At 65.7% G+C, this 13,496-nt stretch carries 9 protein-coding genes; 5 read left to right on the forward strand and 4 right to left on the reverse strand.

Going from position 1 to position 13,496, the window contains the following annotated elements; genetic code table 11:
- Positions 1 to 155: 155 nt before the first annotated feature.
- From FFK22_RS22430 to FFK22_RS22445, 4 genes are all read right to left on the reverse strand, one after another.
- Positions 156 to 1,307, reverse strand: coding sequence for a patatin-like phospholipase family protein (locus FFK22_RS22430; protein WP_138886603.1), 1,152 nt, complete (start codon positions 1,305 to 1,307; stop codon positions 156 to 158).
- Positions 1,308 to 1,412: 105 nt separating this feature from the next.
- Positions 1,413 to 2,603, reverse strand: a complete 1,191-nt coding sequence (locus FFK22_RS22435; RefSeq protein ID WP_138886602.1) for a hypothetical protein — start codon at positions 2,601 to 2,603, stop codon at positions 1,413 to 1,415.
- Positions 2,579 to 3,160 (reverse strand): M15 family metallopeptidase, encoded by a 582-nt coding sequence (locus FFK22_RS22440; RefSeq protein WP_138886601.1) that lies wholly within the window; start codon positions 3,158 to 3,160, stop codon positions 2,579 to 2,581. The genes FFK22_RS22435 and FFK22_RS22440 overlap by 25 nt, the downstream gene beginning before the upstream one ends.
- Positions 3,161 to 3,452: 292 nt before the next feature.
- Positions 3,453 to 4,469, reverse strand: coding sequence for a LacI family DNA-binding transcriptional regulator (locus tag FFK22_RS22445; protein WP_138886600.1), 1,017 nt, complete (start codon positions 4,467 to 4,469; stop codon positions 3,453 to 3,455).
- 119 nt (positions 4,470 to 4,588) lie between these two features.
- Between FFK22_RS22445 and FFK22_RS22450 the strand changes: the two genes are divergently transcribed.
- From FFK22_RS22450 to FFK22_RS22470, 5 genes are read left to right on the forward strand one after another with little or no spacing between them, the layout of a single operon-like run.
- Positions 4,589 to 6,532: an ABC transporter substrate-binding protein gene (locus tag FFK22_RS22450; protein WP_138886599.1), complete on the forward strand. Its 1,944-nt coding sequence runs from the start codon at positions 4,589 to 4,591 to the stop codon at positions 6,530 to 6,532.
- Between the two features lie 32 nt (positions 6,533 to 6,564).
- Entirely contained in the window at positions 6,565 to 8,688 is a 2,124-nt protein-coding gene (locus tag FFK22_RS22455; RefSeq protein ID WP_221938778.1) for a family 10 glycosylhydrolase, read from the forward strand.
- 37 nt (positions 8,689 to 8,725) lie between these two features.
- Entirely contained in the window at positions 8,726 to 9,712 is a 987-nt protein-coding gene (locus FFK22_RS22460) for an ABC transporter permease (protein ID WP_138886598.1), read from the forward strand.
- A 10-nt stretch (positions 9,713 to 9,722) separates the two neighbouring features.
- Positions 9,723 to 10,895: an ABC transporter permease gene (locus FFK22_RS22465; RefSeq protein ID WP_138886597.1), complete on the forward strand. Its 1,173-nt coding sequence runs from the start codon at positions 9,723 to 9,725 to the stop codon at positions 10,893 to 10,895.
- 4 nt (positions 10,896 to 10,899) lie between these two features.
- The gene (locus tag FFK22_RS22470; protein WP_138886596.1) at positions 10,900 to 12,636 is read left to right on the forward strand and encodes an ABC transporter ATP-binding protein; all 1,737 of its coding nucleotides are present in this window, start codon (positions 10,900 to 10,902) and stop codon (positions 12,634 to 12,636) included.
- Positions 12,637 to 13,496: the final 860 nt, after the last annotated feature.

Raw genomic sequence — 13,496 nt, forward strand, 5'->3', positions numbered from 1 at the left:
CATGGGGCCGCAATCCCGACGGAGCAGCCGGATCCTCCCGATGGCCAACGCGCCACTCGGCACGTGCGGTGCGGTCCTGGACGGCCCCAGCCTGCAGCACGACGTTCATCCGCATCTCCTGATCACGCGCTCCCGCGGGCCGGGCTCGGCGGCGGTCAGTAACCATGTCCATAAGGGAACCCCGCGGGGGCGGTGATACTGACGGAATACCGGGATTGCAGCGCCGGGCCGAAATGGGTTCGCAATGCCGTGTCCGCGATCGCATAGCCCCAGTTGATCAGCTTTTCCTGAACGACATCGGACAGCGCCTCGAGCCTGGTTGGCGTTTCCGCCAACGGCCTGGGATCGCGCCCTGTACATCCCAGTGGATCGGACGGGGCACCGTAGTCGGAGAATGCGGTGCGGATTCCCCAATATGTCCCCGTCCGGTCATTCGCCTCGTATGCGTCGATAAGCTGACGTTTCCGGAGGCTTCGGACCTGGTTGTCGACGATGTTGAGAATCCGAATGGAATGACGCATCCAGTCATGTGCTGGGGTCTCATCGGCCGCGATCTTCTGGCCGCCGTCGCTGACGAGAATTGTCTGATATCGCTTGAATGCGGCCTCCAGCCCGAGATTGTCGTACACGCCGCCGTCGCTCAACACCGCCTCGGTTTGGAATCCGGGTCCGAGATCGCCGACCGTGGACGGATCAACCGGGTCACCGATCGGGACCGTCACCGGGGAGAGGACCGGCGGAAACGCGGATGAGGCCGCCACGGCGAGGGAGAGCTTCAGCGTCGGATTCCGGAACAATCCAACGCGGTAATCCCCCATATACGGCCGGGAGAACCGCCACAGCGCTCCCGATTGCACATTCGTCGCGTTGATCACGAAGCGCGGGGCCTTGCCCGATCGATCATCGGGCAGATCGGAGAGCATTGCGCCCTCGAACAGCTCGTCGTCGTAGGATCGTGCAACGCGGTCGCCGATGGAGCCGGGCAGGAGAAGCCCGCCGAGGATGGCGCCGGCATCGACATCCGTGCGCGCCATCGCACGGATCTTGTCGACGACCAGATGCAGTCGCGTGGCCCGGCCGGAGGCGTCAAAGGCGAGGTCGTTCCAGCGCAGGGCAAGATAGCCCGCGGTGATCGAGCCGCCCGAGACGCTGGACACCCGTGCCAGCCGGGATAGCAATCCGGCCTCGTTCAGCCGGATCAGCGCGCCCAGATGGAAGACCATGGCGCGATAGCCGCCACCCGAAAGGCACAGCGCAATGCCCGGTTCGGGTTTGGCGTCGTCGTCGGCGAAAGAATTGTCGGTCATGTTGGTGCACCCGTCAGTCGCTGGACTCGTGGGGCGATCGGCCGAGCCGCTGCGGAGCAGAGATCCGCAGCGAAGTTGATCGCGCCCGCATGGGTCGGATCCCGATCAGATCACAAGCTTGAGATCGACCACCGCACCCACCGCGAAACTATGCGGTCCCCACTGTTTGGTGACTGTGACGTCGCCGGCCTTGCTGCCTTCCAGCACGACCGCGAGAGGCGTATCTATCGCGACCTCGCAACCGCCGTAATTTGGATATCGGCCGCGATCCCGCATGAAGAACCCGCGCAGGCCGGACAGCGAGGGGCCGTCGATCATGCCTGCGAGCGGTGTCTCAGGGCGAACACGCGGCAGGCCGTCGGGCCCCTGATCGATTTTATCGGGTCCGCAAACGAAGATCTTGACTGGTCCAACCGCTCCTTCCGAGGAACGCGCCACGCTTACGGCCAGCCAGGCCTTGCCTTTCGCCGGCTGCGGCGCTGTCGTTGCCGGTGTCTTGACCTCGCGATAGCCGAGCGCGACGAGCAAATTGTTGACTCCCGCGCTGCCGCCGGCGATTACCAGCGCGGTAATGATCAGGCCCGGAACGTCTGCCGCATATGTACTGTTGGTCGAGGCATTGATCAGCGTCGTGATCAGATCCAGTTTGAATATCGAAACAATGATGTAAGCGGAGACGATCGATATCAGATGTCGGATTGCGCGGGGGTTGAATGTTTCGACAAACGGTCTCCAGTTAAATAGAACGGCCAATGCCGATTCCAGGATCACGGCCAATGCGAACAGCAAAGAAATTGTTTCGAATGCAGAAAAATAGACTTTGCTTGATAGAGTTGTGGCGATGGGAGTGATTGATATTATAATTTCCTTTTGTGGTATATTTTCCGCTTGGTATGTGAGTTTGTCTTCTTTGCCGGATGCAGATCTCATCGGCTGGTAGATGAGGTTAGATTTTGTGCTGTCGCTGGGGTCGGTCTGGATGGCGGTGGTGCCGAATTGTGGCGGGATCACGACCTTGATATCCTTTGCCGGACCTGCGACCACTCGTTCTTCACCCACACCGACGGAGATCTTTCCAGTCGTATTTTCCGTCTGCGCCCAAGAAGAAAGAGCATGGGATAGAACGAAGATAAATATTAATGTATTTAATATCGATTTCATCATCACACTCTCTGTGATCTGCCGATAAAATACTGAAAAGTTCAAAGTATCTTCACAGAGGCTGATCTTATGACGAAGTTTGGCATTTTTTTTGCTGGAAATGCCGATCGTCAAATCAGCCCGGATTGCTGCCATCTGGAGAGGAGGCTCCGCGAGACCTCGAAATGCATGGCGTCCTCGACGGGGAATGCCGCGCCCCAAAACCATCCCGCCGCGTTGAAATAGGCGGATAGAACGAGAAGCCCGCGCTGCGTAAATCCATCGCCCTGTGTGTCCAGACTGCCGGCGAGTTTGATATCTACGGCTGTCCCCCATGAATGATTGGACACATTGGGGCCGATCTTGATTGTCCCATTCTTCTGTTTGATCTTGGTGAATCGACAGCACAGCATCCCCTCCGTCTGCAGTATTGCATATAGAGCAGGTTGCTCGGCCTTGACCCGGAGGAAGATCGCCTCGATCGCATCAAGCGCCGGCTTGATGCCGGTCAGGGCGAATGGGCCGACGTTACGCGTCGCCAGGAGTTTCTTGAATGGAGGGCTATTCGCGGTCGTGCATTTGCCATCCGGGCGATATTTGCCGTCGATGACCGGATGTCCGAAAAATCCGACCATGCCCTTGTTGTTGGCGGCTGTCAGGCCGAGATTGAATGTGCCGTGGGGTGGAACAGGAATTTTCTCAAGATAATTCATAGTATTCCTACTTGATAGTCGGAAATCGCTTCAGAAAGATCGGAAAGCTTCAATCAATCGGCCGAAAAGGCCAAGCCGGAAAAGTCGACCAGAATTCGGCCGATTATCTCATGACTGCTTATCTGTAGCAACCATAGGGACGAATCTGTGTCGGGAGCAGCCGAATTGTCCGGTGGGCCGACACGTCGGTGTCGGCAGTGAATGGAGCTATGCCGGGCCAGAGCCAGGACAGAATCGCGCCGTCGCCATCCACCTCCTCGCCGCCTTCCTCGCCAGTAAATGTCTGCGGACCCTAGCCTCGTTGGTCGGCACGCGGCGGCGGGCAAGGGCCCGAGGACCGGCGCTCGACGATCTTCGAGGCGATCAGGATGCGCTGCGGCGGGTCGTAGGGCGGCCGTCCCTGCCGGATCCGCTCGATCAGCAGGCGGACGGCGGCCGCGCCCATCTCGGCGCCATGGACCCGGACGGTGGTCAGCTGCGGCGAGATCTGCGTCGCCGCCACGAAGTCGCCGAAGCCGATCACGGAGACATCCTCGGGGATGCGGTAGCCGAGCCTCAGCAGCTCCGACACCACCGTCACCGCCAGCCCGTCATGCGGGCAGAAGATGGCGGTGGGGTTGACGCCCTTGGCCTGCAGCGCCCGCAGCGCGCCGACGAAGCCGCCATTCTCCTCGAACCACATCTGGTGCAGCGACGCGTCCGGCACGACCTCGGTGACCTCGCGGATGCCGTGGTAGCGCTCCGTCCGCCCGCGATAGGCGGTCGCGCCATAGACGAAGGCGATGACGCGATGGCCGAGCCCCAGGAGATACTGCCCGATCGCCTGGCCGGCCTCGCGGTCGGTGCCCGACACCTGGTCGACCGGCTCGAGCGGCGAGATCCAGCCCATGCGCACCACCGGGATGTGCATGGCGTCGACCAGCTCGATCGTCTGCCGGTCATGCGGCCCGACCACCAGCAGCCCGGCGCATTGCTTCGCGATCGAGGCGACGTGGTCGGGCGCGTGGGTCCATTGCAGCCGCAGCGGATAGCCCAGCCGGTGCGCCTCCTGCTGCACGCCGTTCTGCACCATCATCCGCAGCTCGCTGTTGACCAGGTCCATGTCGTAGCAGACGAAGCCGATGTCGCGCGGGCCGGCCTGCGCACCGGTATAGCCGAGCACTTCGGCCGCTTCCTCGACCCTACGGCGCGTCGCCTCGCTGACCCCGTCCTTGCCCGAGAGCGAGCGTGACACGGCGAATTTCGACACGCCGACGCGGTCGGCGATCTGCTGCAGCGTCACCCGGCCGCCCCGTCGTTCAGCGCCCATCGCCATCCATCATCGAAAAAAGATCGAACATAACGCTTTACCTAACAAAACCATACTGGAACGCTACCGTTAGCCAAAGCAAGAGCTAATGCGTTAGCCCTACTGGCTGGGAGGACACCATGAGGGAAGAGCTGAAGGCGGCGCTGAGCCGTCGTGCCTTTCTCGCGGCCGGCTCCGCCGCGATCGCCATCCCGGTGCTGCCGGTCCGCGCCTTCGCCGGGGATGCCAAGGAAGCCGCGGTGCTGCAGGCGCTGGTCGACAAGGGCGACCTGCCGCCGCTCAAGGACCGGCTGCCGGAAAACCCGCTGGTGATCACGCCGGTCGACCGCGTCGGCACGCATGGCGGCGACTGGTCCCACGCGCTGGTCGGCGGCGGGTCGCTGTCGATGCTGGTGCGCTACCAGGGCTACGAGCCGCTGCTGCGCTACACGCCGGACTGGTCGGGGGTGACGCTGAACGTCGCCGAGGATTTTCAGGCCAGCCCGGATGCGCGCGAGTTCACGGTCCGGCTGCGCAAGGGGATGAAATGGTCGGACGGCCACCCCTTCACCACCGAGGACATCCGCTTCTGGTACGAGGACATCCTGCTGAACAAGGAGGTCGCCTTCATCGGCCAGGACCACTGGAAGTCCGGCGGCAAGCCGGCCCGGCTGGAGGTGGTGGACGCGCAGACCTTCAAGGTGATCTTCGACCGGCCGAGCGGCCTGTTCCCGCTGCAGATCGCCTGGGCCAATTCCGACCAGACCTGCAAGGCGCCGAAGCACTACCTGCAGCAGTTCCACCCCAAGCACAACCCGCAGGCCAATGAGCTGGCCAAGTCCCGCGGCTTCGAGAGCTGGATCCCGCTGTTCCAGTTCGAGGCCGGCTTCGCCAGCGACAACGACTATTTCCAGAACTCGAAGCGTCCGACCCTCACGGCCTGGAAGCTGACCGTCGCGCCGGGGGAAAGCACCGAGCGGGCGATCGCCGAGCGCAACCCGTATTACTGGAAGGTCGACACCGCCGGGCAGCAGCTGCCCTATTTCGACCGCATCGTCTACCAGATGGTGGCCGACCCCCAGGTCCTGCTGCTGAAGGTGCTGCAGGGCGAGATCGACATGATGGACCAGTACATCGCCACCCCGGCCAACAAGGCGGTGCTGTTCGACGGTCAGGAGAAGGGCGGCTACGGCTTCTACACGCTGACCTCGACCGAGGCCAACGAGATGGTCTTCATGCTCAACCTCAACCATCCTGACGAAGTCAAGCGTACCCTGTTCCAGACCAAGGACTTCCGGGCGGCGCTGTCGATGGCGCTGGACCGGCAGGCGCTGATCGACACCGTCTTCATCGGCCAGGGCGCGCCGGCCCAGGCGTCGATCGAGACGGGCGATCCGCTGTATGTCGAGCGGCTGGCGACGCAGTACACCAGCTACGATCCGGATGGCGCCAATGCGTCGCTGGACAAGATCATCCCGGACAAGGACGGCGACGGCTACCGGCTGGACAGCCAGGGCCGGCGGGTGTCGATCATCTTCGAGATCGACCAGTCGCGGACCACCTTCGTCGACATTTTCCAGCTCGCCATCCCGATGTTCCAGGCGGTCGGCATCGACGTGCAGATGAAGCCGATGGACCGGTCGCTGTGGGAGACGCGGGTGCGGCAGGGGCGGGAGTTCGACGGCACCGCGCACAAGTTCGGCGGCAATTCCGGCATCCCGGCGATGCTCGACCCCCGCTATTTCCTGCCCTACACGACCGAATCCTTCTACGCCAAGGGCTGGCAGCTCTGGTACCGCGACCGCACCAACCCGGATGCGATCGAGCCGCCGGAGGTGACGAAGAAGCAGTTCGATCTCTACGACCAGCTCAAGGCCACCGCGGATCCCGCGAAGCAGAACGAGCTGATGCGGCAGGTCCTCGAGCTGTGCGCCGACGCCTTCTACACCTTCGGTGTCACCTTGCCCGCCGACAGCTACGGCGTCGTCCGCAACGCCATGGTGAACGTCACCAGGTCCATGCCGAACTCCTTCGGCTGGCCGACGCCCGGCCCGACCCGGCCGGAGCAGTACTTCAAGGCCTGATCCCCGCGCCGGCCGATCCGGGCCGGTCCCCCATGACCACGCCGATGGACACGATGCCCGACACCTCGCAGCCGACCGCCCTCCGTACGTCCGACTGGTACCGGACCGCCACCCGCTGGACCCAGCTCACTCTGGCCGAGGACGACCCGGTCCGGTTCGACCCCGAGGTCTGGATCGACCTGTTCCGTCGCACCCGGTCGAACGCCACCTGCCTGTCGGCCGGCGGCTATATCGCCTATTACCCGAGCCAGGTGCCGCTGCATTATGTCAGCCGCTTCATCGGCGAGACCGATCCCTTCGGCACGCTGGTCGCCGGCGCCAGGTCGCTCGGCATGCATGTCATGGCCCGGGTCGACCCGCACGCCATCCACCAGGATGCGGCCGACGCCCATCCGGAATGGATCGCGGTCGACAAGGACGGCCGCCCGCGCCGGCACTGGGCCTATCCCGACGTCTGGGTCACCTGCGCCTATGGCGACTACAACAGCCGGTTCATGCCGCAAGTGGTCGAGGAGATCACCCGCAACTACGATATCGACGCCATCTTCGCCAATCGCTGGCAGGGCCACGGCGTCTGCTACTGCGACAGCTGCCGCACCCGGTTCAAGGCGGAGTCCGGCCACGACCTGCCGCTGCAGCCCGACGCCAACGACCCGGTGTGGCAGGCCTGGGCGGCCTGGCGCCGCAAGGTGCTGACCGCCGTGGTGGCGCAGTGGGACGACGCGGTGAAGGCGATCCGGCCGCATGCCAGCTTCATCCCGAACATGAGCGGCTCCTCGCTGATGGAGTTCGACCTGTCGGTGATCCAGAAGCACTGCCCGTTCCTGGTGGTCGACCACCAGGGCCGGCGCGGGGTCGAGGTCGGCTGGTCGGCCGGGCGCAACGGCAAGCGCATCCGCGCCACCTTCCCGGACCGCCCGGTGCAGATGATCACTTCGATCGGGCCGGAGGAGGAGTATCGCTGGAAGGACGCGGTGACCTCGGGCGAGGAGATCGTACTGTGGATCAATGACGGCGCCGCGCACGGCATCCATCCGTGGTTCACCAAGTTCAACGGCGTCGTCTCCGATACCCGCTGGGTCGAGCCGGTGGCCGATGCCTTCGCGGTGCATGCCGCGCTGGAGCCGGTGCTGGCGCCGATGAAGCCGGCGGCGGAGATCGCGGTGATCGACCCGTCGACGACGCTGCGGCACTGGGCGCCGGAGAAGCGCCACGAGGCCGAGCGCCACGACCTCGGCTTCTACCATGCGCTGGTCGAGGCCCGGCTGCCCTTCGAGCTGCTGTCGGACCAGGTGATGACGGCCGAGGCGCTGGACCGGTTCAAGCTGCTGGTCCTGGCCAACGTCTCCTGCCTGTCCGACGCGCAATGCGAGGTGATCCGCGCCTATGTCGGGCGCGGCGGCAGCATCGTCGCCGCCTATGAGACCTCGCTCAGGACCGAGACCGGCGAGAAGCGTCCGGAGTTCGGCCTGGCCGACGTGCTGGGCGTGACGCTGCAATCCGGCCCGCGCGGCATCGTCAAGAACAGCTATGTCGCCCTCAACGGCCGGCACCCGGTCAATGCCGGCTATGACGGCGCCGCCCGGGTCATCGGCGGCACCCGGCTGATCCACGTCGCCCCGGCGGCCGGCGCCGAGCAGCCCTTCCTCTATGTGCCGGACTTCCCGGACCTGCCGATGGAGGAGGTCTATCCCCGCGAGGCGCCGCAGGGTGCCGCGGTGGTGGCGCGCGAGACCGGGGCTGGCGGCCGGTCGGTCTACATCCCCTGGAACATCGGCGAGATCTTCTGGGAGGTGCTGGCGCCCGACCATTCCCGGCTGATCGGCAACGCCGTGCGCTGGGCTTTGGGCCAGGCACCGCAGGTCACCGTCGAGGGGTCCGGCGTGGTCGACCTGGCCTTGCGCGAGGATGCCTCCGGCCTGGCGCTGACCATCGTCAACCTGACCAACCCGATGATGCTGAAGGGGCCGGTGCGGGAGGTGCTGCCGCTCGGCCCGCAGCGGGTCTCGATCGCCGTGCCGCCGGGCCGGTCGGTGGCCAGGGCGGCGCTGCTGGTGGCCGGACGGGACGTCCCGGCGGTGCCGCAGGACGGCCGGGTGGTGATCGAGGTCCCGTCCATCGACCGGCTGGAGGTCGTGCACCTGACCTGGGGGTGAGCGGAAAGGCGCCCGGCGGAGACAGGGGAGGAGACGGATGCTCGGCTACATCCTCAAGCGCATTCTCTACATGGTGCCGACGCTGTTCGGCATGTCGCTGATCTCGTTCCTGATCATCCAGTTGCCGCCGGGCGACTACCTGACCTCGCTCCTGTCCTCCTGGTCCGACAACGGCCAGCCGATCGACCCGGCGCAGATCGAGCGGTTGCGCGCGCAATACGGCTTCGACCAGCCCTTCTACGTCCAGTACTGGAAATGGATGTCCGGCATCCTGTTCCGCGGTGACTTCGGCTATTCCTTCGACTGGAACCAGCCGGTCGCCGGGCTGATCTGGGACCGCATGGGGTCGACACTGGCGATCTCGCTGGCCAGCCTGGTCTTCGTCTGGGCGGTGTCGCTGCCGATCGGCATCTATTCCGCCGTCCGCCGGCATTCGGTCGGCGATCATGTCTTCACCTTCCTAGGCTTCCTCGGCCTGGCGATCCCGAACTTCATCTTCGCTCTGACGCTGATGTATCTCTGCTACCGCTACCTGGGGCAGAGCGTCGGCGGCCTGTACTCGCCGGAATACACCGATGCGCCGTGGAGTTGGGGCAAGGCCTGGGACCTGCTGGCCCATCTCTGGATTCCGGTCGTGGTCATCGGCACCTCCGGCACGGCGGCGCTGATCCGCATCCTGCGGGCCAACCTGACCGACGAGCTGAACAAGCCCTATGTCGTCACCGCCCGGGCCAAGGGCCTGCCGGAGCACCGGCTGGTGCTGCGCTACCCGGTGCGGATCGCGCTGAACCCCTTCATCTCGGCGATCGGCTGGGTGCTGCCCCATCTGGTCTCGGGCGTCACCATCACCGCGATCGTGCTGAACCTGCCGACCGCCGGGCCGCTGCTGCTGCGGGCGCTGGTGTCGCAGGACATGTACCTGGCCGGCAGCTTCATCCTGCTGCTCAGCGCATTGACGCTGGTCGGCATGCTGGTCTCCGACCTGCTGCTGGCGCTGCTCGACCCCCGCATCCGGTTCAGCTGAGGGCCGCGCCATGACCATTCAGGACCTGGCGGATCTGGACAGCGAAGGGCCGGCGACCAGCCCGCTCAAGCCCGGCCGCGGCGCCGCGGCCAGGGAGGCGGTCGGCCCCTGGCGGCTGATGCTGGGCAAGCTGCTGCGCCAGAAGGTGGCGATGGCGGCCGGGGCCGTGGTGCTGCTGCTCTACCTCGTCGGCGCCTTTGCCGAATTCCTCGCGCCCTCCAGCCCGGACCTGTCGCGGTCGCAATACACCTACGCCCCGCCGCAGGGCTTGAGCCTGTTCGCGCCGACGAAGGACGGCGGCTGGGAGTTCAACCTGCACGTCAAGGGCTACAAGGTCGAGATCGACCCGCAGGCGCTGCGCCGCACCTTCGTCGTCGACGACAGCAAGATCGTGCCGGTCGGCTTCTTCGTCAAAGGCCGGCCCTACAAGCTGTGGGGGCTGGTCCCGCTCGACCGGCACCTGATCGGGCCGGTCAACCCGAACGACCCGATGTACCTGCTGGGCGCCGACCGGCTCGGCCGCGACCTGCTCTCGCGGCTGGTCCACGGCACCCGGATCTCGATGTCGATCGGCCTGGTTGGCGTCGCCATGTCGCTCATCCTCGGCGTGGTGCTGGGCGCGGTTTCCGGCTTCTATGGCGGCTGGGTCGACATGCTGATCCAGCGGCTGATCGAGGTGGTCAGCGCCATGCCGACCATCCCGCTCTGGCTCGGCCTGGCCGCCGCCATCCCGCTCAGCTGGTCGCCGCTGCAGGTCTATTTCGTCATCACCGTGATCGTCTCGCTGCTCGGCTGGACCGGGCTGGCGCGCGAGGTGCGAGGCCGGTTCCTGGCCCTGCGCGGCGAGGATTTCGTCACCGCCGCCCGGCTCGACGGGTCGGGCGAGCGGCGGCTGATCTTCCGCCACATCCTGCCGTCGCTGACCAGCCATATCCTGGCCGTGGTCACCCTCGCCGTGCCGACCATGATCGTGGCCGAGACCTCGCTGTCCTTCCTCGGCATCGGGCTGAAGCCGCCGGTGGTCAGCTGGGGCGTGCTGCTGCAGGACGCGCAGAGCATCCGCACCGTTGCAACCGCCCCCTGGCTGCTGTTCTGGCCCGGCCTCGCCGTGGTGGTCGCCGTCCTCGCCTTCAACTTCTTCGGCGACGGGCTGCGCGACGCCGCCGACCCGTATGAGAGCTGAGGCAATGGACGCACCCGACGACGTGGCGCTGTCGGTCCGCGACCTGTCGCTCGACTTCCACCTGCGCACCCACATCCTGCACGCGGTCCGCAACGTCGGCTTCGACCTCCGCCGCGGCCGGACGCTGTGCCTGGTGGGCGAGAGCGGCTCGGGCAAGAGCGTCACCGCCCGCGCCCTGCTGCGCATCGTCGACAAGGCGGGCCGGATCACCGGCGGCCGGATCCTGCTGCGGGCGGAGGGGCGCGAGATCGACGTGGCAGCGCTGGACCCGCGCGGCCGCGACATCCGGGCCATCCGCGGCCGCCGGATCGGCCTGATCTTCCAGGAGCCGATGAGCTCGCTGTCGCCGGTGCACAGCATCGGCTCGCAGATCGTCGAGGCGATCCGCCTGCACACGGCGCTGGATCGGCGCGAGGCGAAGCAGCGGGCGATCGAGCTGCTGCGCCAGGTCGAGATCCCGGATCCGGAGCGGATGGCGGACCGCTACACCTTCGAGTTCTCCGGCGGCATGCGGCAGCGGGCGATGATCGCCATGGCGCTGGCCTGCGACCCGGACATCCTGATCGCCGACGAGCCGACCACGGCGCTGGACGTCACCACCCAGGCCGAGATCCTGGACCTGATCAAGCGGCTGCAGGTCGAGCGCGGCATGGCGATGCTGCTGATCACCCATGACATCGGCGTGGTGGCCGAGGTCGCCGACGACGTGGCGGTGATGCGCTTCGGCCGGATCGTCGAGCAGGGCCCGGTCGACGACATCTTCCATCGGGCGCAGCACCCCTACACCCGCCGCCTGCTGGCCTCGACCGCGAAGCTCGAGGCGGGCGGGGCGAGGCGGGCAGGGGCCGCGGCCGCCGGCGCGCCGATCCTCTCCGTGCGCGGCTTGGGCAAGGTCTATGGCGACGCCCGCCGCTGGCTTCCCGGCAGCGGCCGCTACGCGCTGCGGGCGGTCGACGACGCCAGCTTCGACCTGCATCCCGGCGAAAGCCTCGGCATCGTCGGCGAGAGCGGCTCCGGCAAGACCACGCTCGGCCGCCTGGTGCTGCGCATCGTCGAGCCCAGCGCGGGCACCGTCGCCTATCGCGACCGTGAGGGGCGCGAGGTCGAGGTGACGGGCCTGGGCAAGCGCGAGCTGCGCCGCTTCCACCGCGAGGTCCGGCTGGTGTTCCAGGACCCGTTCTCCTCGCTCAACCCGCGGATGACGGTCAAGGACATCATCGGCGACCCGCTGCGGGTCAACGGCCTGGCGCAGGGCCCGGCGCTGGAGGCGAAGGTCGCCGGACTGATGGCGCTGGTCGGGCTCGACCCGCAGGCGATGGAGCGGCACCCGCACGCCTTCTCCGGCGGCCAGCGCCAGCGCATCGGCATCGCCCGCGCTCTGGCGCTCGACCCGCGCATCATCATCGCCGACGAGGCGACCTCGGCGCTCGACGTGTCGATCCGCAGCCAGATCCTCGACCTGCTGCTGGAGCTGCGGGCCCGGCTGGGCCTCAGCTTCCTGTTCATCTCGCACGACATCTCGGTGGTGCGGTACTTCTGCGACCGGGTGATCGTCATGCACAAGGGCCGGATCGTGGAGACCGGCGACGCCGAGCAGATCTGCATCCGGCCGCGCGAGCCCTACACGCAGCGACTGATCTCGGCCGTGCCCAGCCCCGACCCGCGCCGCAAGCGCATGCTGCATCGCCTGCGGGTCGACGAGCCGCCGGCAATCGCCGCGAGAAGCGGTGCCGGCGGCTGACCGCAAGCTTCCAGAGCCCGATGATTTCGGGTCGGATCGCGCTGGAGGGATCGCACCGGGCGTAGCCTCTCCTCCCCGGGCTCGACCCCGGGGACCGCAGGAGAGGCAACGCGAAGACGCTCGGTATCCCGTCAGCCCCTGGCCGATGCGGTGACGTGACCCGACCCAATTCATCCCGCTCTGGCGAGGGCGGGAAACCACGTGTGGGCGTCCTGGGCTTGTCGAGCATTCACCCTCCGATCGCCCATGTCACTCTAATTCTTCTGTCTCAGTCCAGGGGTGCAGTCCACCCAAGGGGTGCAGTCCATCACACGCGGCACCGGCGCTGAGAGGTGCATGTCACCATCGCCGACCTGCTGGCAAGTGCCGGTGCGAGCCCCTCTGATAACGCGTAGAAATCCGCCGTCGTTGCGCCGAACGACGGCGGGATCCCTCGCCGTCCCGTGCTGTGCTTTAGCCAAGGAGATGTTCCAGTCAGCAAGTCAACATGTTGCGAAATCGCGTGACTCTCGAATTAAAATAAGGGATAATTAACAAATGGTGGGATAAATTCTTAGAATAGGGAATTATCCATGAACGCTTCGGAAGCATAGAACCTCTTGACTGTGTCGTTGTTTGAGCTGAGCTCTGTTGAGCTACGAACGTCGATCTTCTGCGTTTTGACTCTCAGCGTTGGCCCAGGAGCTGACGGCGCGTTCTTATGGGCATTTCATTGGGCGGGGTCTTTCGCATCGCTGAGCCGTTCCACGGACCTGCCGGGATGCTTGAGGAGAGCCTCGAGAGCGCCTGAGACAACCGAGGGCGCATATCGGTCCCTGTAAAAGCGGGCATGGCTCGAGAACACGCTTTTCGCAATGCGC

The organism is Mycobacterium sp. KBS0706 (assembly GCF_005938675.2).
In the GTDB taxonomy this organism is placed as follows: Bacteria; Pseudomonadota; Alphaproteobacteria; order DSM-16000; family Inquilinaceae; genus Inquilinus.

Coding starts and splice junctions, on each gene's coding strand:
- FFK22_RS22430 (WP_138886603.1), bottom strand. CDS start 1,307: ATGACCGACAATTCTTTCGCCGACGACGACGCCAAACCCGAACCGGGC.
- FFK22_RS22435 (WP_138886602.1), bottom strand. CDS start 2,603: ATGGCAGCAATCCGGGCTGATTTGACGATCGGCATTTCCAGCAAAAAA.
- FFK22_RS22440 (WP_138886601.1), bottom strand. CDS start 3,160: ATGAATTATCTTGAGAAAATTCCTGTTCCACCCCACGGCACATTCAAT.
- FFK22_RS22445 (WP_138886600.1), bottom strand. CDS start 4,469: ATGGGCGCTGAACGACGGGGCGGCCGGGTGACGCTGCAGCAGATCGCC.
- FFK22_RS22450 (WP_138886599.1), top strand. CDS start 4,589: ATGAGGGAAGAGCTGAAGGCGGCGCTGAGCCGTCGTGCCTTTCTCGCG.
- FFK22_RS22455 (WP_221938778.1), top strand. CDS start 6,565: ATGACCACGCCGATGGACACGATGCCCGACACCTCGCAGCCGACCGCC.
- FFK22_RS22460 (WP_138886598.1), top strand. CDS start 8,726: ATGCTCGGCTACATCCTCAAGCGCATTCTCTACATGGTGCCGACGCTG.
- FFK22_RS22465 (WP_138886597.1), top strand. CDS start 9,723: ATGACCATTCAGGACCTGGCGGATCTGGACAGCGAAGGGCCGGCGACC.
- FFK22_RS22470 (WP_138886596.1), top strand. CDS start 10,900: ATGGACGCACCCGACGACGTGGCGCTGTCGGTCCGCGACCTGTCGCTC.